At 72.8% G+C, this 18,581-nt stretch carries 18 protein-coding genes; 11 read left to right on the top strand and 7 right to left on the bottom strand.

What is annotated here, in order from left to right:
• Window positions 1-35 precede the first annotated feature (35 nt).
• The 4 genes from OHQ87_RS20360 (at window position 36) to OHQ87_RS20345 (ending at window position 4,296) form a co-directional block, all read left to right on the top strand.
• Window positions 36-1,451, top strand: coding sequence for a PhoH family protein (locus OHQ87_RS20360; protein WP_328340128.1), 1,416 nt, complete (start codon window positions 36-38; stop codon window positions 1,449-1,451).
• A 289-nt stretch (window positions 1,452-1,740) separates the two neighbouring features.
• On the top strand, window positions 1,741-2,442 hold the full coding sequence (locus OHQ87_RS20355; protein ID WP_328340126.1) for a transglycosylase SLT domain-containing protein: 702 nt from the start codon (window positions 1,741-1,743) through the stop codon (window positions 2,440-2,442).
• A gap of 114 nt (window positions 2,443-2,556) precedes the next feature.
• A complete protein-coding gene (locus tag OHQ87_RS20350) occupies window positions 2,557-3,210 on the top strand; it encodes a rhomboid family intramembrane serine protease (RefSeq protein WP_328340124.1) in 654 nt (217 codons plus the stop codon).
• Window positions 3,211-3,327: 117 nt separating this feature from the next.
• Window positions 3,328-4,296, top strand: a complete 969-nt coding sequence (locus tag OHQ87_RS20345) for an NAD(P)/FAD-dependent oxidoreductase (protein ID WP_328340122.1) — start codon at window positions 3,328-3,330, stop codon at window positions 4,294-4,296.
• 177 nt (window positions 4,297-4,473) lie between these two features.
• On the opposite strand, the gene OHQ87_RS20340 is transcribed toward OHQ87_RS20345, so the two are convergent.
• Complete coding sequence (locus tag OHQ87_RS20340; protein ID WP_328340120.1) at window positions 4,474-5,160, bottom strand: TetR/AcrR family transcriptional regulator; 687 nt, start codon at window positions 5,158-5,160, stop codon at window positions 4,474-4,476.
• 141 nt (window positions 5,161-5,301) lie between these two features.
• Here OHQ87_RS20340 and OHQ87_RS20335 point away from each other — a divergent pair, with 141 nt between their 5' ends.
• Window positions 5,302-6,261, top strand: coding sequence for an NAD-dependent epimerase/dehydratase family protein (locus tag OHQ87_RS20335; RefSeq protein ID WP_328340118.1), 960 nt, complete (start codon window positions 5,302-5,304; stop codon window positions 6,259-6,261).
• A gap of 20 nt (window positions 6,262-6,281) precedes the next feature.
• Here the strand turns inward: OHQ87_RS20335 and OHQ87_RS20330 are convergent, their stop codons facing one another.
• Window positions 6,282-7,253, bottom strand: a complete 972-nt coding sequence (locus OHQ87_RS20330) for a DMT family transporter (RefSeq protein ID WP_328340116.1) — start codon at window positions 7,251-7,253, stop codon at window positions 6,282-6,284.
• On the bottom strand, window positions 7,250-8,281 hold the full coding sequence (glpX, locus tag OHQ87_RS20325; RefSeq protein WP_328340114.1) for a class II fructose-bisphosphatase: 1,032 nt from the start codon (window positions 8,279-8,281) through the stop codon (window positions 7,250-7,252). Before glpX ends, OHQ87_RS20330 begins: the two co-directional genes overlap by 4 nt.
• 156 nt (window positions 8,282-8,437) lie before the next feature.
• On the opposite strand from glpX, the gene OHQ87_RS20320 reads away from it, so the two are divergent.
• From OHQ87_RS20320 to OHQ87_RS31425, 3 genes are all read left to right on the top strand, one after another.
• The gene (locus tag OHQ87_RS20320) at window positions 8,438-9,022 is read left to right on the top strand and encodes a DUF4245 domain-containing protein (RefSeq protein ID WP_328340112.1); all 585 of its coding nucleotides are present in this window, start codon (window positions 8,438-8,440) and stop codon (window positions 9,020-9,022) included.
• A 254-nt stretch (window positions 9,023-9,276) separates the two neighbouring features.
• Window positions 9,277-10,122 carry a hypothetical protein gene (locus OHQ87_RS20315; protein ID WP_328340110.1) on the top strand — a complete coding sequence of 282 codons (846 nt, stop codon included), beginning with the start codon at window positions 9,277-9,279 and terminating at the stop codon, window positions 10,120-10,122.
• 10 nt (window positions 10,123-10,132) lie between these two features.
• Window positions 10,133-10,252 carry a hypothetical protein gene (locus tag OHQ87_RS31425; protein ID WP_442930570.1) on the top strand — a complete coding sequence of 40 codons (120 nt, stop codon included), beginning with the start codon at window positions 10,133-10,135 and terminating at the stop codon, window positions 10,250-10,252.
• Window positions 10,253-10,332: 80 nt separating this feature from the next.
• On the opposite strand, the gene OHQ87_RS20310 is transcribed toward OHQ87_RS31425, so the two are convergent.
• Both OHQ87_RS20310 and xseA read right to left on the bottom strand, forming a co-directional pair.
• Window positions 10,333-10,545 carry an exodeoxyribonuclease VII small subunit gene (locus OHQ87_RS20310; protein WP_328340108.1) on the bottom strand — a complete coding sequence of 71 codons (213 nt, stop codon included), beginning with the start codon at window positions 10,543-10,545 and terminating at the stop codon, window positions 10,333-10,335.
• Entirely contained in the window at window positions 10,542-11,768 is a 1,227-nt protein-coding gene (xseA, locus tag OHQ87_RS20305; RefSeq protein ID WP_328340106.1) for an exodeoxyribonuclease VII large subunit, read from the bottom strand. The genes OHQ87_RS20310 and xseA overlap by 4 nt, the downstream gene beginning before the upstream one ends.
• A 129-nt stretch (window positions 11,769-11,897) precedes the next feature.
• Between xseA and OHQ87_RS20300 the strand changes: the two genes are divergently transcribed.
• Together OHQ87_RS20300 and OHQ87_RS20295 are read left to right on the top strand one after the other, a co-directional pair.
• Window positions 11,898-12,881, top strand: a complete 984-nt coding sequence (locus OHQ87_RS20300) for a 4-hydroxy-3-methylbut-2-enyl diphosphate reductase (protein ID WP_328340104.1) — start codon at window positions 11,898-11,900, stop codon at window positions 12,879-12,881.
• A gap of 311 nt (window positions 12,882-13,192) precedes the next feature.
• Window positions 13,193-13,666 (top strand): hypothetical protein, encoded by a 474-nt coding sequence (locus OHQ87_RS20295; RefSeq protein ID WP_442930568.1) that lies wholly within the window; start codon window positions 13,193-13,195, stop codon window positions 13,664-13,666.
• 53 nt (window positions 13,667-13,719) lie between these two features.
• Here the strand turns inward: OHQ87_RS20295 and OHQ87_RS20290 are convergent, their stop codons facing one another.
• Complete coding sequence (locus OHQ87_RS20290) at window positions 13,720-14,871, bottom strand: DNA recombination protein RmuC (RefSeq protein WP_328340100.1); 1,152 nt, start codon at window positions 14,869-14,871, stop codon at window positions 13,720-13,722.
• A gap of 53 nt (window positions 14,872-14,924) precedes the next feature.
• Between OHQ87_RS20290 and OHQ87_RS20285 the strand changes: the two genes are divergently transcribed.
• On the top strand, window positions 14,925-15,698 hold the full coding sequence (locus OHQ87_RS20285) for a hypothetical protein (RefSeq protein ID WP_328340098.1): 774 nt from the start codon (window positions 14,925-14,927) through the stop codon (window positions 15,696-15,698).
• Between the two features lie 44 nt (window positions 15,699-15,742).
• Here the strand turns inward: OHQ87_RS20285 and ppc are convergent, their stop codons facing one another.
• Window positions 15,743-18,529 (bottom strand): phosphoenolpyruvate carboxylase, encoded by a 2,787-nt coding sequence (gene ppc, locus OHQ87_RS20280; RefSeq protein ID WP_328340096.1) that lies wholly within the window; start codon window positions 18,527-18,529, stop codon window positions 15,743-15,745.
• Window positions 18,530-18,581 lie beyond the last annotated feature (52 nt).

The following is an 18,581-nucleotide window of genomic DNA, read 5'->3' as shown; positions in this document are numbered from 1 at the left end:
GCGGACGGCGGATGCCCGTCCGTCGGAGCAGGCCTGTGACGACTCGCCGTACGCCCGCCGGTGTCGACCAGATCCCGGCCGCGACTGCCACGACCCGCCGATCCACCCGGAGCCGCCGTACGACGGCCGCCGCTCCGCCCGGCCCCGAGGAGCCCGGACCAGCAGGCCAGGTATTCGTCCTGGACACGTCGGTGCTCCTCTCCGACCCGGCGGCCTTCCACCGCTTCGCGGAGCACGAGGTGGTCCTGCCCCTCGTGGTCATCTCGGAGCTGGAGGGCAAGCGGCACCACCCGGAGCTGGGCTGGTTCGCCCGCCAGTCCCTACGCATGCTCGACGAGCTTCGGGTCCGGCACGGTCGGCTGGACCATCCGGTGCCCGCCAACGAGTCCGGCGGCACGCTCAAGGTGGAGCTGAACCACTCGGACGACGGCGTCCTGCCCCCGGGTTTCCGCAACGAGTCCAACGACGCCCGGATCCTGTCGGTGGCGCTGAACCTGGCCGCCGAGGGGCGGGAGGTGACCCTGGTCAGCAAGGACATGCCGCTGCGGGTCAAGGCCGCCTCGGTCGGTCTGCGGGCCGACGAGTACCGGCACGGTCAGGCAAGCGATCCGACCTGGACGGGGATGGCCGAGCTGGAGCTGGGCGAGGAGGAGATCGGCCGGCTCTACGCCGGTGACTGCCTCGACCTGGACGCCGCCGCCGGACTGTCCTGTCACACCGGACTGGTGCTGCACTCCACCCGGGGCTCGGCGCTGGGCCGGGTGCTGCCCGACAAGACGGTCCGGCTGGTCCGGGGCGACCGGGAGGCGTTCGGCGTGCACGGCCGGTCGGCCGAGCAGCGGATCGCGCTGGATCTGCTGCTGGACGAGTCGATCGGGATCGTGTCGCTGGGCGGCCGGGCCGGCACCGGGAAGTCCGCGCTGGCGCTCTGCGCCGGGCTGGAGGCGGTGATGGAGCGCCGCCGGCACAAGAAGGTGGTGGTGTTCCGGCCGCTCTACGCCGTCGGCGGCCAGGAGTTGGGCTACCTGCCCGGTTCGGAGTCGGAGAAGATGTCGCCCTGGGCGCAGGCCGTCTTCGACACCCTCGGCGCGGTGGTGCACGAGAACGTGCTGGAGGAGGTCACCTCGCGGGGCATCCTGGAGGTCCTCCCGCTGACCCACATCCGGGGGCGGAGCCTGCACGACGCCTTCGTCATCGTCGACGAGGCGCAGTCGTTGGAGCGCGGCGTGCTGCTCACCGTGCTGTCCCGGATCGGGCAGGGCTCGCGGGTGGTGCTCACCCACGACGTCGCCCAGCGGGACAACCTGCGGGTGGGCCGGCACGACGGGGTGACGGCGGTGATCGAGGCGTTGAAGGGCCACCCGCTCTTCGCGCACGTCACGTTGAACAGGTCCGAACGCTCCCCGATCGCGGCGATGGTGACGGATCTGTTGGAGGACATTCCGGGCTGACCTGTCCAGGGGTGAACTCCACCCCGCATCGTCCGCATTCACTTTGTGGCGCAGGTCACAATTTGCGTACCGGGTTTCCCATCGGCCTCACTGTGCGCGATGGTGTCCCACGAGCGCCCACGTCCCGGTGGGGTCATTGGTGAACGTTCGTCCCATCTTCGGACGGGCCGCCGCCGCTCTGCCGGAACGTCGGTGGCGACCGGCCGAGGTCGGGGCGCTCGTGGCACGACCGCGCCCGTCAACGGGCCGGTCCGCGCCGCGTCCTTGCCCCCGACGAAGGGACGACTTCGTGAGTCGGCTGTGGAGCCGGTTCGGCGCCCGTACGGCCGCTGTCGCACTGCTCTCCGTGGGCGTTGCCGGCGGTTTCTATCTGGGCGAAGACCGGGAAACCCAGCAACAGGGCCTGACCGCGCAGGTCGGCCTCCAGGTCGACCAGGCCGAGTACGACTACCAGCGTGACCGGCAGGCCGACCACCGGCGGGAGTCCGCGAAGCAGCGGGCCGCCGAATACCAGGCGAGGCTGCGGGCCGCAGCGGCGGCGAAGGAGGCCGCCCAGCGGGCCAAGGCCGCCGAGGCCGCCGCGGCGTCGCGCAAGAAGGAGCGCGAGGCGGAGGCCAAGGCCAAGGAGAAGGAGGCGGACTCGAAGATCAAGTCGTTCGCCGGCCCGATCCCCGCCTCGTGCAGCTCGTACAGCGGTCACCGCAAGACCGGCTGCGCGATGCTGTTGCAGGAGGGCTTCAAGATCGACCAGATGCCCTGCCTGGACAAGCTCTGGACCAAGGAGAGCGGCTGGAACCCCAAGGCCAGCAACTCCTCCTCCGGGGCGTACGGCATCCCGCAGGCGGTGCCGGGCACCAAGATGAGCTCGGTCGCCAGCGACTGGAAGACCAACCCGGCCACCCAGATCAAGTGGGGCCTCGGCTACATCGAGGGCCGGTACGACAACCCGTGCGGCGCCTGGGCCAAGAGCCAGAGTTCCGGCTGGTACTGATCGACGACCACGACGGCGGGGCGGGTGGGCGACCATCCGCCCCGCCGTCGTCGTACCCCCGGTGGCGCGGGACCGAGGTGGCGGTTGCCGCGGAATGCTGATAGCCATGGTGGGGTGACCCTGCACCCGACGGGCGGCGACCCCGACCGGTTCGGCACCGAGGCGTTCTACGCGTCCCTCGGCCGGGCCTTCGTCGCCATGTGCGCGGTGGTGCCGTTCCTCTTCCTCATCGAGGCTCTCGACCAGGGGCTCGGCTTCGGGCTCGACGTGGCCGCCGGCATCATCCCGCACCGCATCCAGGGGCTCGACGGGGTGTTCTTCTCGCCGTTCCTGCACCACGGCTTCGACCACCTCTACAGCAACAGCATCCCGCTGATCCTGCTCGGCACCTTCGTGCTGGCCGCCGGCGTCCGCCGGTTCCTCTGGTCCACCCTGGTCATCATCCTGGTCAGCGGGCTCGGCGTCTGGTTCACCGGCTCGCCCGACTCGGTGGTCGTCGGGGCCAGCGGGGTGATCTTCGGCTACCTCGGCCTGCTGCTCACCCGGGGCATCGTCGAACGCAGCTGGTGGAACTTCGCGGTGGTGCTGCTGGTCGGCCTGCTCTACGGCTGGCAACTGCTCGGCATCCTTCCCACCGACGAGCGGATCTCCTGGCAGGGTCACCTGTTCGGGCTGCTCGGCGGGGTGGTCGCGGCGATCCTGTTCCGGCGTCGTCGCCCGTACGACCCGTACGGGGAGTACCGGGTGGAGTCCACGTTGACCTCCTGAGCGCCGGCGACCCGCCCGGCACACGGCAGCGCCCGGACATGCTTGCCCGATCGGGTCGGCACGCCTAACGTCGGCATCAGCACGCGTTGATCGCCAGCGGAAAGCGACGGTACGCCCATGCGCGAGGTCGATGTCGCCGTGATCGGAGCCGGCCCGGCGGGGCTGTTCGCCGCGTACTACGCGGGTTTCCGGGGCCTGTCGGTGGCGGTGGTGGACGCGTTGCCCGAGCCGGGCGGGCAGATCACCGCCATGTATCCGGAGAAGCTGATCCTCGACGTCGCCGGCTTCCCCGCGATCAAGGGGCGTGACCTGGTGGCCAACCTGGTCGCCCAGGCCGCGCCCTACCACCCGGAATACCTGCTCGGCACCCGGGCCGAGAAGCTCGCCCACATCGACGGCCGGCCGGTGCTCGGCCTCGCCGGCGGTGAGGAGCTGCGCTGCGGCGCGGTGGTGGTCACCAGCGGGCTGGGCAGCTTCACCCCGCGCCCGCTGCCGGTCGCGGACAACTTCCTCGGCGGCGGGATCGTCTACTTCGTACCGGAGCCGGCCGGGTTGGCCGACCGGGACGTGCTGATCGTGGGCGGTGGCGACTCCGCGTTCGACTGGGCGGCGACCCTGCAACCGCTGGCCCGCTCGGTGACCCTGGTGCACCGTCGCGAACGGTTCCGGGCGCACGCCGGGACGGTGGCCCGGGTGCTGTCGCTACCGGTGCGGGTCGTGGTCAACGCCGAGGTGACCCGGCTGCACGGCGACGACACGGTGACCGCCGCCGAGATCACCGTACGGGGTGACGCGACGGAGACCCTGCCGGTCGACACGGTCGTCGCGGCCCTCGGCTTCACCGCCGACCTGGGCCCGCTGGCCGAGTGGGGGTTACGCCTGGACCGGCGGCACATCGTGGTGGACAGCGCGATGGCGACCAACCTCCCCCGGGTCTTCGCCGCCGGCGACATCACCGAGTACCCGGGCAAGGTACGGCTGATCGCCACCGGTTTCGGTGAGGCCGCCACCGCCGTCAACAACGCCGCAGTGGCCATCGACCCGGCGGCCCACCTCTTCCCCGGCCACTCCTCCGACGCCGGCTGACCGGCGTCCACGCCGGTGGCAACCCGGTGCCGGCCGATCCGCCGGGGGCGCCGGGTCGGCCCGGCCCGGCGAAACGCGTGGCACCGGCCGCCTGGCACCGGCCGCCTGGCACCGGCCGCCTGGCACCGGCCGCCTGGCACCGGCCGCCTGGCACCGGCCGCCTGGCACCGGCCCGGGTCAGGGCAGGCCGATCAGGTCGGCCATCAGGCCGGTCTGGTGGTCGAAATAGGCGTCCCGGTGCGGGAGGGCCGGATCCAGCCGACCGAAGAGGTCGAAGCTGATCAGCCCGAAGAGCTGCGTCCAGCCGGCCATGCCCCGGGCCAGCAGGGATGCGGGCAGACCGGGGAAGAGACCGGTGGCGACCTCGGCCAGGTCGGCGCGGACCGGCTCGGGCAGCTCGTCGTCGGGCGGGGTGAGCCGGCCGTCGGCCATCCCGTCGCGGAGGATGCCGATCAGGGTCAGCGGTGGACGCTGGGCGGGCAGCACGGTGTCGACCGGAGCGGCGTACCCGGGGACCGGGCTGCCGTAGAGCAGGGCGTACTCGGCGGGGTGCGCCAGCGACCAGGCGCGGGCGGCGCGGCAGGCGGCGTGCCAGCGTCCGCGCAGGTCGGCCTGGTCGGCGGCGGCGTCGGCGGCCTCCACCGCGTCGCCGAGCGCGTGGTACGCCTCGATGATCAGCGCGGTGAGCAGGTCGTCGCGGCTCGGGAAGTAGCGGTAGATCGCGGAGGAGACCATGCCCATGTCCCGGGCGACCGCCCGCAGCGAGAGGTCGGCACCGTCGGTGGCGAGGTGGCGACGGGCCACCGCCTTGATCTCGTCGATCATCTCGGCACGGACCCGGGCGCGGATCGAGGAAGCCGGCATGACCTCACTCTGCCACGGTTCAGAGCGGCAATCAAAAGAGAGAGCACTGCTCTTGACGATGAGGTGGCAGTGGGCCATGCTGGACGCAGCTGAACGAGAGCAGTGCTCTCGATTCAGTCCCCCGCTCCGAAAGGTGTTCCCATGTCGCTGCACGTGATCATCGGTGCCGGTCCGGTCGGCACCGCCACCGCCCACCACCTCGCCGAGCAGGGCGAACAGGTCCGCCTGGTCACCCGACGGGGCACCGGCCCCGCCCACCCGGCGATCGAGCGGATCGCCGCCGACGCCGCCGACACCGACCGGCTGACCGCCCTCACCCGGGGAGCGGTCGCCCTCTACAACTGCGCCAACCCGGCCTACCACCGGTGGGCCACCGACTGGCCGCCGCTGGCCGCCGCGCTGCTCACCACCGCCGAGCGCACCGGCGCGGTGCTCGCCACCGTCGCCTGCCTCTACGGGTACGGCCCGGTCGACGCGCCGATGACCGAGGACACCCCGCTCGCCGCCACCGGCACCAAGGGGCGGGTCCGCAACCGGATGTGGGCCGACGCGCTCGCCGCCCACCGCGCCGGCCGGGCCCGGATCACCGAGGTGCGCGGCTCGGACTACCTCGGTGCCGATGGCAGCTCCCTGCCGATGCTGATGCTGCCGAAGGTGCTCGCCGGGCAACGGGTCTTCCTGCCGGTGAACTGGGACGCCCCGCACACCTGGACGTACATCGGGGACGTGGTGCGCACCCTGGTCGCCGCCGCGACCGACGAGCGGGCCTGGGGACGGGCCTGGCACGTGCCCAGCACCCCGGCGGTCAGCGCCCGCGAGCTGGCCGGCCGGGCGGCGGAGCTGGCCGACGCCCCCACGCCGAGGCTGACCCGGGTGCCCTACCCGTTGCTCTGGCTCGGGGGTCTGACCGACCCGTTCGCCCGTGAGCTGCGGGAGACCGCGCACCAGTTCGCCAGGCCCTTCGTGATGGACTCGACGGCGGCCACCGCGACCCTGGGCATCACAGCGACCCCGCTGGACGAGGCGCTGGCCACGACCGTCCGCACGCTCACCGCGTCGACCGGCACGCCGGTCGCGTCGGGTGCCGGTGCGGCCCGCTGACCCTCGGTGCGGGTCGCGGGTCAGCGCCGGGGTGCCGGGCCGAGCGCCGCGACCAGCACCGCGACCAGGGTGAGCAGCGCACCCGCCAGGGTGGCCGGCCCAGGGTGCGACGCCGCCGTGGGCAGCACCACGTCCAGCGCGACGGCCCCGACGACCTGACCGGCGATGGTGGCGAGCCCCAGCAGCAGCACCCCGGTGAAGCGGACGATCGCCGCCGCGACAGTGATGAACACGATGCCGATCGGGCCACCCAGATAGAGCCACGGCTCGGTCGGCAGGGTGCCACCGGGGCCGCCCCGGACCGCCACCTCCACACCGAAGGCGACAAGCAGGGCCGCCGTACCGACGGCGAAGTTGACCAGGGTGGCGGTGAGCGCGCTGCCCGACGCCGCCCGGACCAGGCCGTTGACCGCCTGCTGCCAGGCCAGGCCCAACCCGGCGAGCAACGGCAGCAGGGCCAGCGCCAGCGTGCCCGGGTCGCCGAGCCGGTCACCGACCGCCAACAACACGGCAAGCACGGTCAGTACCGCGCCGGCCAACCGGGCCACGGTCACCGGCTGGCGCCCGCCCGGTCCGATACCGGCCCGGTCCACGGCCAGGCTGCTGGCCGACTGCCCGGCCACCACCGCCACGGTGAAGACCGCCACGCCGAGCACCCCGATGGTGAGCCCCTGGGTGGCGACCAGCAACGCCCCGCACACCCCGCCCAGCAACTGCCAGGGGCGCAGCGCGCCGGAGCGCAACGACCCGCGCAGCTCGGCGAGCCCACGTCGCCCGGCGGGCAGGGCGGGGACCAGCACCAGCAGCACCAGCAGCCCGAGGCCGAAGGAGACCACCGCCGCGGCGATCCCGTCGGCCAGGCGTACGCCCAGCTCGCCGTTGATCCGGGACTGGACGGCGACCCCGACGCCGGCGGCGGTCGCCAGGCCGATCCCGGCGATCCGGCGGGAGGTGGACAGGACGGGTGGGGTCGCCGTGCCGGTAGCGGTCACTCCTGCTCTGCCAGGGGCCTGCCGTCGAAGTCCACCGCCGAGTAGAGGGCCAGCTTCTCCAACCGGTGGTACGAGTCGATCACCCGGATGGTGCCGCTCTTGGACCGCATCACGATCGACTGGGTGTACGCCCCGCCGTCCTGGTAACGCACCCCGCGCAGCAGGTCACCGGAGGTGACCCCGGTCGCCACGAAGAAGCAGTTGTCCCCGGTGACCAGGTCGTCGGTGCCGAGCACCCGGTCCAGGTCGTGCCCGGCGGCGAGCGCCTTCTCCCGCTCCTGCGGGTCACGCGGCCAGAGCTTGGCCTGCATCGCCCCGCCCATGCACTTGAGCGCACACGCGGAGATGATCCCCTCCGGGGTGCCGCCGATGCCCATCAGCACGTCGACGCCCGACTCACCCCGGGCGGCGGCGATCGAGCCGGCGATGTCGCCGTCGGAGATGAACCGGATGCCCGCCCCGGTACGGCGGATCTCGTCCACCAGATCCTCGTGCCGGGAACGGTCCAGCACGCAGACGGTGACCTCGGCGACGTCGGTGCCCTTGACCTTGGCGATCCGCCGGATGTTCTCCGCCGGCCCGGCCTCGATGTCCACCACGTCGGCGTACGCCGGACCGACGGCCAGCTTCTCCATGTAGAAGACGGCGCTCGGGTCGAACATCGCCCCCCGCTCGGAGACGGCCAGCACCGCGAGCGCGTTGGGCATGCCCTTGCTCATCAGCGTGGTGCCGTCGACCGGATCCACCGCCACGTCCACCTCGGGGCCGCTGCCGTCGCCCACCTCCTCGCCGTTGAACAGCATCGGGGCGTTGTCCTTCTCGCCCTCGCCGATCACCACGACGCCGCGCATCTGGATCGAGTTGATCAACTTGCGCATGGCGTCGACGGCTGCCCCGTCGCCACCCTCCTTGTCGCCCCGGCCGACCCACCGGCCGGCGGCCATCGCCGCGGCCTCGGTGACCCGGACCAGGTCGAGGGCGAGGTTGCGGTCGAGATCCTGTGGGATCCGCGTCCTGGTGTTCGTCATGGCGGCCTCCTCCTCGCGACGGTGCGGGGTGGACCGGCAGGGGCTCGGTCGCCCCGGCCGGTTTTGTCGCTGATCCTCACACGATGCCAGGTCCGGAGACGGGGCGGGGCGATGGTGGGCGGGATCGCTCCACCGGGCGGCTGCGAGAATGGGCCGGTGGAGCCCGCACAGCCTGCCGACCGCGTACCCGCCGAGCCGACCCCGCCGGCGGGTGCCGGCCGGGTGGAGAAACCCCGCTCAGAGCGGTCGCCGAAGGACATGGCGCTGTCCCTGCTGGTGCTGCTGGTCCCGATCGCCCTGCTGCTCGCCTTCTACCGGGGCTTCCTCGGTGGCGAGCAGCCGACCACCGTCGACGCCACCCCCGCCTACGAGCAGGCCCGCGCCGCGAACGTCTTCCCGGTCACCGAGCCGTCCGGGCTCGGCTCCGGCTGGCGTACGGTGAGCGCCAGTTTCCGTACCGTCGAGGGCGGCGCGAACCTGCGGGTGGGCTATCTCACTCCGGAGGGGCGGGGCGCCCAGCTGGTGCAGAGCAACGTGCCGCCGGAGCGACTGCTCCCGGCCGAGCTGACCGCAGCGGGGCAACCGCAGGGGCCGGCCGACCTGGGCGGGGCGAACTGGCAGCGGTACACCGGGCGGGGCAACGAGCAGGCCCTGGTGCTGCTCGAACCGAACCGTACGGTGATCGTGGTCGGGGACGCCAGGGACAACGAGTTGCGCGAGCTGGCCGGCGCACTGCGCTGACCAGGGGCGGGGCGGTGACCACGCCGGGTTGGGCGGGTGCTCCAAGCCAGGTCGGGCGGGTGCTCCACGCCCGGGCGTACGGGTGATTCACGCCGGGGTGGATTGCGGAAGGCGACGTCCGGGAACAGAAGGGACGCGACCCCGGGCCGGGCGCGACCGGGCGGGGACCGCGCGCCGCGCGAAAGAGCGTCACGCCCGCGGCGCCACGCCCCGGCACCCGCCGGGGACCGGACGACCCGACTGGAGAGCCTGACGTGACCATTCGACGTTTCAGCACGGCGGTCTTCGCCGCGGCGCTGCTCACCCCCGGCCTGGCCGCCTGCAACAACTCCGGAAGCGGCGAGGCGGGGGCCTCCGCATCCCCGACGGTCTCCGGCAGCGCCGCCTCGGGCAGCGCCTCGCCCGGCACCTCCGAGGCCAAGCAGGCCCTGCTGAACTCCACCAACGAGATCCGCAACGGCAACTTCCGGTTCACCATGACCGGGGTGGGCTCCACCGCCGAGGGGCAGGTGCACCAGCCCAGCCAGAGCGCCCAGATCAAGCTGAGCATCGGTGACGCGTCCTCGGACCTGATGATGAACCTGGACGTGATCCACGCCAAGCCGGACAGCTGGGTGAAGCTGGACCTCGGCGGCAAGTCCGCAAGCAGCATCCCCGGTGCGCAGAAGCTCAGCCTCGGCAAGTACCAGCACCTCGACCAGACCCGGATCAAGGGCAACAAGTCGCTCGGCTTCGACTTCGACAAGGTCGACCCGGCCGGCAGCGCCGTGCTCACCCAGGGCATCACCGAGGTACGGCAGACCGGCGAGGGCAGCTACGCCGGCACCCTGGACGTGTCGAAGGCGGCCGAGGCCGGTTCGGTCGACCCGACGGTGATCACCGCGCTGGGCGCCCAGGCGCAGTCGGTGCCGTTCACCGCGAAGCTGGACCCGCAGGGCCGGCTCAGCGAGATGGTGGTCCAGATCCCGGCCGCCGGTCAGACCGCCGCCCAGGACATCAAGATCACCTACTCCGACTACGGCAGCGCCACCGCCGCCCAGAAGCCCGCCTCCGACCAGGTGGTCGAGGCGCCGCAGGAGCTCTACAACCTGTTCAACTGAGGGCCTCGACGTGCAGGCCGACGGTGGCACCCACGTCGCCTCGATCGGGCAGGTCGGGCGGCTGCAGATCGTCAAGGTGGAGAGCAAGGGCAAGCAGAACCGCCGGGTACGCATCCGCCTCGCCGGCTGACCCACCGCTGCGCCGGCACGGGCCACCGCACCCGCTCCGCCGGCAGCGGGTGCGGCCCGTCCGTCGAGGGCGGGGCCGGGTCAGGCTTCCGCGGTGGACCGGGCGGCGTCGATCCGGGCGCGTGCGCCGTCGAGGGCACGTTGGCAGTCCGCGGCGAGCTGCTCGCCGCGCTCCCACAGCGCCAGCGACTCCTCCAACGACGTGCCGCCGGCCTCCAGCCGCTCCACCACCTGGGCCAACTCGGCGCGGGCCTGCTCGTAGCTGAGCCGCTCGTCGGGTTTGCGCTCGCTCATGTCGTCCTCATCTCCTCGACGGTCGCGGTCAGCTCGCCTTCGGCGAGGCGTACCCGCAGCGGGTCGCCCTGGGCCACCTCGCCGGCCGCCCGGACCACGTGCCCGTCGGCCCGCTGCACGATGGCGTAGCCCCGATCGAGGGTGGCGGCGGGGGAGAGCGCACGCAGCCGGGCCAGGGTGTGCCGCAGGTCGTCGGTGGCCGCGCCGAGCCGGTGGGTCAGGCTGCGGGTCGACCGGTCACGCAACGCGGTCACCTCGGTGGCCCGCTGGTCGACCATCACCTGTGGGCGGGCCAGCACCGGCCGGGACCGCAGCAGGGTCAGCCGGTGCGACTCCCGGTCGACCAGGTTGCGCACCGCCCGCTCCAGCCGGGACCGGGCCTGACCGATCAGCCGTACCTCGTCGGCCAGGTCGGGGACGACCCGCTTGGCCGCGTCCGTCGGAGTGGACGCGCGGACGTCGGCGACGTAGTCGACGAGCGGGGCGTCCGTCTCGTGGCCGATCGCGCTGACCACCGGGGTACGGCAGGCGAAGACAGCCCGGCACAGCGCCTCGTCGGAGAAGGGCAGCAGATCCTCGATGCCGCCGCCGCCCCGGGCCAGGATGATCACGTCGATGGTCTCGTCGGCGTCGAGGACCCGCAGCGCGTCGACGATCTGCGACACCGCACCCGGCCCCTGCACCGCCACGTTGACGGTGCGGAACTCCACTGCCGGCCAGCGCCGCCGGGCATTGGTCAGCACGTCCCGCTCGGCCGCCGACGCCCGGCCGGTGATCAGGCCGATCCGCTGTGGCAGGAACGGCGGCCGGCGCTTGCGGGACCTGTCGAACAACCCCTCGGCGGCGAGCAGCTTCTTGAGTTTCTCCAGTCGGGCCAGCAGCTCACCGAGCCCGACCTGGCGGATCTCGTCGGCCCGCAGGCTCAGCGTGCCCCGGGCCGCGTAGAACTCCGGCTTGGCGTGCAGCACCACCCGGGCGCCCTCGCGCAGCTCGGGGGCGCCGGCGTCGAGGACGTCCCGGTTGGTGGTGACGGTGAGGCTGAGGTCGGCCGACGGGTCACGCAGGGTGAGGAAGACCGTGCCCGCTCCCGGCCGACGGCTGATCTGTGCCACCTGCCCGTCGACCCAGACCCAGCCGAGCCTGGCGATCCACGCGCCGACCTTCTGGCTGACCACCCGGACCGGCCAGGGCTCCTCGGGGGTGCTGCGGGGGGCGTCGGTCACCCGCCCACCCTACGGTCCGGCTCCGACGAACCGCGCGCTGCCGGGCCGCCGGTCCACCGGCTCCGTACCCCCGCTGTGGTACGGGTCGCAGCCCCTGTCGTCGGAGATGTCGGCACGTACGATGGGTGGGTGACCGAGGCTGAGGCGACCCCCAAGACCGGCAAGCGCGTGCTCCTGGCCAAGCCCCGCGGCTACTGCGCGGGGGTGGACCGGGCGGTGCAGACCGTCGAGGAGGCGCTGAAGCTCTACGGCGCTCCGATCTACGTCCGCAAGCAGATCGTGCACAACAAGCACGTGGTGCAGACCCTGGAGGCCCAGGGCGCGATCTTCGTGGAGGAGAACGAGGAGGTGCCGGAGGGCGCCACCGTCATCTTCTCGGCGCACGGCGTCGCCCCCGAGGTCTACGAGCAGGCGAAGGTGCGCTCGCTCAAGGCGATCGACGCGACCTGCCCGCTGGTGACCAAGGTGCACCAGGAGGCCAAGCGGTTCGCCGCCGAGGACTACGACATCCTGCTGATCGGCCACGAGGGGCACGAGGAGGTCATCGGCACCGCAGGCGAGGCCCCCGCCCACATCCAGCTGGTCGACGGTCCCGACGACGCCGACAAGATCACCGTGCGGGATCCGAGCAAGGTCGTCTGGCTCTCCCAGACCACCCTGTCGGTGGACGAGACGCTGGAGACGGTGGCCCGGCTCAAGACCCGGCTGCCGCTGCTCCAGTCGCCGCCCAGCGACGACATCTGCTACGCCACCTCCAACCGGCAGCACGTGGTCAAGGAGATCGCCCCCGACTGCGACGTGGTGCTCGTGGTCGGCTCCCGCAACTCGTCCAACTCGGTACGCCTCGTCGAGGTGGCCCTGGACGCCGGGGCCCGCGCCGGGCACCTGGTCGATTTCGCCCACGAGATCGACGACGCCTGGCTGGCCGGTGCCGCCACCGTCGGCCTGACCTCCGGGGCGAGCGTGCCCGACGAGTTGGTCCAGGAGGTGCTTGCCTACCTGGCCGAGCGGGGCTTCACCGACGTCGACGAGGTGGTCACCGCCAACGAGCGACTGACCTTCTCGCTGCCCCAGGAGCTCAAGCGCGACATGAAGGCCGCCGCCCGCGGCTGACGCCGTACCATCAGCGCCCGCTCCCCCCCCCCGAAACCTACTAACCAAGATCGCCGGAAACACCTTCAGCGAGACGGGCCCCGGTGATCAAGAGGTCTGCGTCACCGTGGAGATCAATCGTGACGTATTTCTCTTGATCACCGGGGCCAGTGGGGCGGGCGTGGCGGTGGGGCGGGCTGGCGTGGGTGGGTGGGTGGGTGGGTGGGTGGGTGGGTGGGTCTGGGGAAGGTGGCCGGCGCATCGATGTGCGTTCTCACGGATCGATGCCTGTCACGCGGAACGGATCACGGACGGGGTACGTCCCAGTGGGTATGAGAACTCCTCGGATGGTGTTCGTCGGGCTGGCCGCCGGTCTGACGCTCGCCGGCTGTGGCAGCGGGGACGGTACCGACGTCACCGGCCCCCCGGCCACGCCGACAAGTTCCCCGTCGACCACGGCGACCCCGTCGACCACGGGGGCCCCGTCCGCGCCATCCACCGGTGCGCTGCCACCCGGTGCTTCGGTGCCGCCCGGCGGGCCGAAGTTGCCGCCCGGCGGGCCGAAGTTGCCGCCCGGTGGGCCGAAGCTGCCGCCCGGTGTGGGCGCGACCGAGCTGACAGGCACGATCGAGTCGGGTGTCGAGCCCGGTTGCCTGCTGCTCGACGGTCACCAACTGGTCGGCGGCCCGAAGGACGTGCTCGTCGTGGGGGCCCGGGTCAGCATCATCGGCCGGGCCCGGCCCGACCTGATGAGCACCTGCCAGCAGGGCGTCCCGTTCGTGGTGGAGTCGGCCCGCCGCTCCTGAGCCGCCCGTGCCCGCGCGGTGCCGTGCCCGCGCCGTGGAGCGCGTGGGGTGAGCTAGGGGCGGTCGTCGACGGGGAGCAGCTCGGGGGCCTGGGGTTGGCGGGGAGCCAGCTCGACCTGGGCGGGTGCGGCCAGCTCCTGGTCGGAGACGCCCAGCTCGGCCAGCTTGCGCGCGCTGACCAGCACCCGTGCCTCAAGCGAACCGACCGCCCGGTTGTACGCCGTGACCGCGCCGCCGAGCGAGGTGCCGAGCTTGCCGACGTGGTCGCCCAGGGTGGACAGTCGGCCGTACAGCTCGCGCGCCAGCGAGTGCACCGCCACCGCGTTGCGGGCCAGCGCCTCCTGCCGCCAGGAGTACGCCACCGTACGGAGCAGTGCGACCAGGGTGGCCGGGGTGGCCAGCACCACGTTGCGGGCGAACGCGTGCTCCAGCAGCGTCGGGTCGCGCTGCAACGCCACGTCCAGGAACGGGTCGGCCGGCACGAACAGCACCACGAACTCCGGGGTGTCGTCGAACGCCGCCCAGTAGGTCTTCGCGGCCAGCGCGTCGACGTGCCCGCGCAGATGCTTGGCGTGCCGGTCGAGATGGGCGTCCCGGCCGCGTTCGTCGCGCGCCTCCATCGCCGTGAGGTAGGCGTCGAAGGGGGCCTTGGCGTCCACCACCACCGTCCGCCCACCGTGCAGCCGGACCACCAGGTCGGGGCGGACGCCCTGGTGGTCGGTGGCGGCGGTGACCTGCTCGCTGAAGTCGCAGTGCTCCAGCATGCCGGCCGCCTCGACGATCCGGCGGAGCTGGTGCTCGCCCCAGCGTCCGCGTACCTGCGGGGCCCGCAGCGCGGCGACCAGCTGCTTGGTCTCGGTGCGCAGCTCGCTGGAGACGGCACCCATCGAGCGGACCTGTTCGCGCAGCTCGGCGTAGGCGTCGACCCGGTCCCGTTCCAGCTCGCCGACCCGGGTCTCGTAGCGACGCAGGGTGTCGTGCAGCGGGGCGACCGCGCGGGCCACCGCCTCCTGGGACTGGGCGGTCGCCTCGTAGCTCAGCGCCCGCATCGACTGTTCCAGCCGGCCCTCGCCCTCCCGGGTGACGGCGAGGGTCGCCTCCAGCCGGGCGATCTCGGTGGCCGACCGGGACCGGGCGGCGTACCAGCCGACCGCGCCACCGGCGGCGAGGCAGACCACCACCACGGCCAGCGTCGAGAAGTCCATCACCAGAGCTTGCCAAACGGGTACGACTCGACGCCCCCGGGTACCTTCGGGGGATGGAACTTCTGCTCGGGGCGATCCTGGTCGCCATGCTGGCCGGTGGGTTCGTCTGGTGGCGGCGGGAGAAGGCGGCCCGGGAGGCGCGCAGTCTCGCCGACGTCCGGGCCGACGCACAACGCTGGTACGAACGCCTCGGTGGCCAGGTGATGAACCTGCACGGCGACGAGCCTGCGGTACGTCAGGCCCTGGTCGACGCCGGTGAGCGGTACAACGCGGCCGGCAGCCAGCTGGAGCAGGCCCGTACGGTGCACCAGTTCCGGCTCGCCCGGGAGACCGCGCTGGAGGGGCTCGCCTATGCGCGGGCCGCCCGGGTGGCGCTCGGCCTGGACCCCGGCCCGGAACTGCCCCCGCTGGCCGCCGCGCAGGGCGCCGGGGAGATCACCCGGGAACGCCAGGTGGACGTGCAGGGGCAGAGCTTCAAGGCCGGCCCGCAACCCGGCCGGGACACCCCGTACTACTACCCGGGCGGTCGCTACCAGGGGCGGCCGGTGCCGTCCGGCTGGTACTCGACGCCCTGGTGGAAGACCGCGCTGGGGGCGGGTGTCGGCGTGGTCGGCGGGATGCTGATCGCCGACGCGCTCTTCTCACCGGCCTTCGCCGACCCCGGTTACGACGCCGGCTACCAGGAGGGCTTCGGCGACGGCACCGACTTCGGCACCGCAGGCGATGCCGGCGGTGGGGACTTCGGGACCGCAGGTGACTTCGGTGGCGGGGGTTTCGACGGTGGCGACTTCGGTGGTGGCGACTTCGGCGGTGGTGGCGACTTCTGACCCCGGGGCCCCTGCCGCCGCAGCGGCGGCAGGGGCGGTGTCCGTCAGCCGGTGTTACGCATCCCGGCGGCGATGCCGTTGACCGTGGTGAGCAGGGCGCGCTCCAGGGCCGTACCGTCGTTGGGGGCGCGTCGGCCGCCCGGCGCGGTGGCCACCGCCCGGCCGGCGGCGCCGGAGTCGCGGTACTGCCGCAGCAGCGCCACCTGGAGGTGGTGCAGCGGCTCCAGGTAGGTGTCGCGCACCGCGAGGGTGCGCTGGAGCACCGGCGAGTTCTCCAGCAGGGCCGGCGACGAGGTGACCGCCAGCACCTCCTGCTTGGTCAGCTCGTACTCCTGCTCGATCTTGTCGAAGATCGGGTGCAGCTGCTCCGGGACCAGGGTCTCCACGTACCGGCGGGCGATGCTGAGGTCGGTCTTGGTCAGCATCATCTCCACGTTCGACAGGAACGTGCGGAAGAAGTGCCAGTTGCGGTTCATCTCGGTCAGCACGTCCTCCAGACCGGCCTCGCGGGCGGCGGCCAGCCCGGAGCCGACCCCGAACCAGCCGGGCACGATCTGCCGGGTCTGCGTCCAGCCGAACACCCACGGGATGGCCCGCAGCCCGCCCAGGCCCGCCCCGGTGTTCGGCCGCTTCGCCGGCCGGGAGCCGATGTTCAGCGCGCCCAGCAGCTCGGTCGGGGTGGACGCCCAGAAGTACGCCGGCAGGTCCGGATCCTCCACCAGGCCACGGTACGACCGGAAGGCCGACCCGGAGACCACGTCCATCGCCGCGTCCCAGCGTTCCAACTGCTCGGCGGGCTGCCGGGGCGCGGTGTGCAGCAGCGTCGCCTGGAGTACGGCGGCCACTGTCAGCTCCAGGTTCTCCCGGGCCAGCGCCGGCAGGGTGTACTTGTCGGAGATGACCTCACCCTGCTCGGTCACCTTGATCGCGCCGTCCAGGGTGCCGTACGGCTGGGCCAGGATCGCCTCGTGGGTGGGGCCACCACCACGCCCGACCGTGCCACCCCGGCCGTGGAACAACCGCAGGTGCACACCGTGCCGGGCGGCCACGTCCCGCAGCGCCCGCTGCGCCCGGTGGATGGACCACTGGCTGGTGGTGATGCCGGCCTCCTTGTTGGAGTCGGAGTAGCCCAGCATCACCTCCTGCACGTCGCCGCGGGCCGCCACCAGCGCCCGGTAGGCCGGCAGGGACAGCAGCTCGTCGAGCATCTCACCGCCGGCGTTCAGCTCGGCCGGGGTCTCCAGCAGCGGTACGAAGCCGATCCGGGCCCGCCCGGTGTGCACGTCGACCAGGCCGGCCTCCCGGGCCAGCACCACCGCGGCGAGCACGTCGTCCACGCCGAGCGTCATCGAGATGATGTACGACTCGATGACCTCGCCACCGAACCGGTCCTGCGCCTCGCGGATCGCCCCGAACACGTCGAACGTCTTGCGCGCCGCCTCGGTCAACGGGGTGTCCAGGGCGGACAGTGGCCGGCGGCCGGTCAGCTCGTCGGCGAGCAGCTTGGTGCGCTCCAGCCGGGTCAGCGCCGGGTAGTCCGCGACCTCGCCCACCGCCGTGTAGAGCTGGGTGAGCACCTCGTGGTGCTTCTCGGCGTGCTCCCGGACGTCCATGGTGGCCAGGTGCAGGCCGAACGCGGAGACGGTACGGATGGTCGAGGCGAGCCGGCCGACGGCGGTGAGCTGCCCGGAGTTGCGGGCCAGCGAGGCGCGCAGCAGTTCCAGGTCGGCGACCAGCTCGGCGGAGCCCTGGTAGTCCCGGCCCGGCACGTGCGGGGTGCCGGCGCGCAGCCGCTCCCGGGTGTTGGCCAGCTTCGCCTTCACGCAGCGGGCCTTGAGCCGGTAGGGCTCCTCGGCGTTGACCCGGCGGAACCGGGGTGCCACCTCGGGCAGCGCGTCGAGGTCGGCGGCGAGGCTGGCCGACAGGTCCAACGACACGGCGCGCAGCCGGCGGGAGACGGAGACCTCGTTGACCAGGTGCTCCATCGCCGCCTCGGTGGCCGCGATGCCGTGCTCGTGCTGGATGCGCAGCACCTCCCGGGTGACGGCGGGGGTGACGAACGGGTTGCCGTCCCGGTCGCCGCCGATCCAGGTGCCGAAGGTCAGCGGGCGGGACGTCGGCGAGGTCTCCACGCCGAGGGTGCGCAGCGTGTCGGCCAGGTCGTCGAGCACCTGCGGGGCGGCCTCGGCGTACAGGTCGCGCAGGTAGTAGATGGCGTTGCGGGCCTCGTCGGTCGGATCGGGCCGGTCGAGGCGCAGCTCGTCGGTCTGCCACATCAGGTCGAGCAGTTCGGCGAGGCGGCGGTTGGCCGGGCCCTCGTCGCTGGCGCCGTAGAGGATGGCGTTGCTGGTCTCGGCGTCCAACTCGTCGGCGATGGCGCGCAGCTTGGACAGGATCGACCGGCGGGCCGCCTCGGTGGGGTGGGCGGTGAAGACGGGGCGTACCGCGAGACGGCGGGCGGCGGCGGCGATCTCCTCGGCGGGCACCCCGCGCTCGGCGATCATCTTGGCGGCCTGGTCCAGCCAGCCGCCCTGGATCGCCCGGCGGCGGCGCAGGTCCCGGGCGCGGTGCACCTGCTCGGTGATGTTGGCCAGGTGGAAGTAGGTGGAGAAGGCGCGGGCCAGCCTGGTGCCGGTGGTCACGTCGAGCCCACCGAGGCGCTGCGCGGCGGCCGGGGCGTCGGAGCGGACCTGGGCGCGGATCTCCTCGACCAGGTCGAGCAGCGGCCGACCCTCCTGGCGGGCCAGGGTCTGACCGAGCAGGGTGCCGAGCCTGCGGATGTCGGCCCGCAGGGCGGCGTCGGGCCCGTCGTGATCGTGCTGGTCGGTCACGTGCGCTCCTTACGTGAGTACGAAGGACAGCGCTGTCCGACTCCCTGGATGG

The sequence above is a fragment of the Micromonospora sp. NBC_00421 genome, assembly GCF_036017915.1.
Lineage (GTDB): Bacteria > Actinomycetota > Actinomycetes > Mycobacteriales > Micromonosporaceae > Micromonospora.
This window is presented reverse-complemented; position numbering and strand designations above follow the sequence as displayed.

What these genes read in the sequence shown, in the direction of transcription:
- OHQ87_RS20345 (WP_328340122.1), top strand. Translation starts at nt 3,328, where the DNA reads ATGCGCGAGGTCGATGTCGCCGTGATCGGAGCCGGCCCGGCGGGGCTG.
- OHQ87_RS20340 (WP_328340120.1), bottom strand. Translation starts at nt 5,160, where the DNA reads ATGCCGGCTTCCTCGATCCGCGCCCGGGTCCGTGCCGAGATGATCGAC.
- OHQ87_RS20335 (WP_328340118.1), top strand. Translation starts at nt 5,302, where the DNA reads ATGTCGCTGCACGTGATCATCGGTGCCGGTCCGGTCGGCACCGCCACC.
- glpX (WP_328340114.1), bottom strand. Translation starts at nt 8,281, where the DNA reads ATGACGAACACCAGGACGCGGATCCCACAGGATCTCGACCGCAACCTC.
- OHQ87_RS20310 (WP_328340108.1), bottom strand. Translation starts at nt 10,545, where the DNA reads ATGAGCGAGCGCAAACCCGACGAGCGGCTCAGCTACGAGCAGGCCCGC.
- OHQ87_RS20295 (WP_442930568.1), top strand. Translation starts at nt 13,193, where the DNA reads ATGAGAACTCCTCGGATGGTGTTCGTCGGGCTGGCCGCCGGTCTGACG.
- OHQ87_RS20290 (WP_328340100.1), bottom strand. Translation starts at nt 14,871, where the DNA reads ATGGACTTCTCGACGCTGGCCGTGGTGGTGGTCTGCCTCGCCGCCGGT.
- OHQ87_RS20285 (WP_328340098.1), top strand. Translation starts at nt 14,925, where the DNA reads ATGGAACTTCTGCTCGGGGCGATCCTGGTCGCCATGCTGGCCGGTGGG.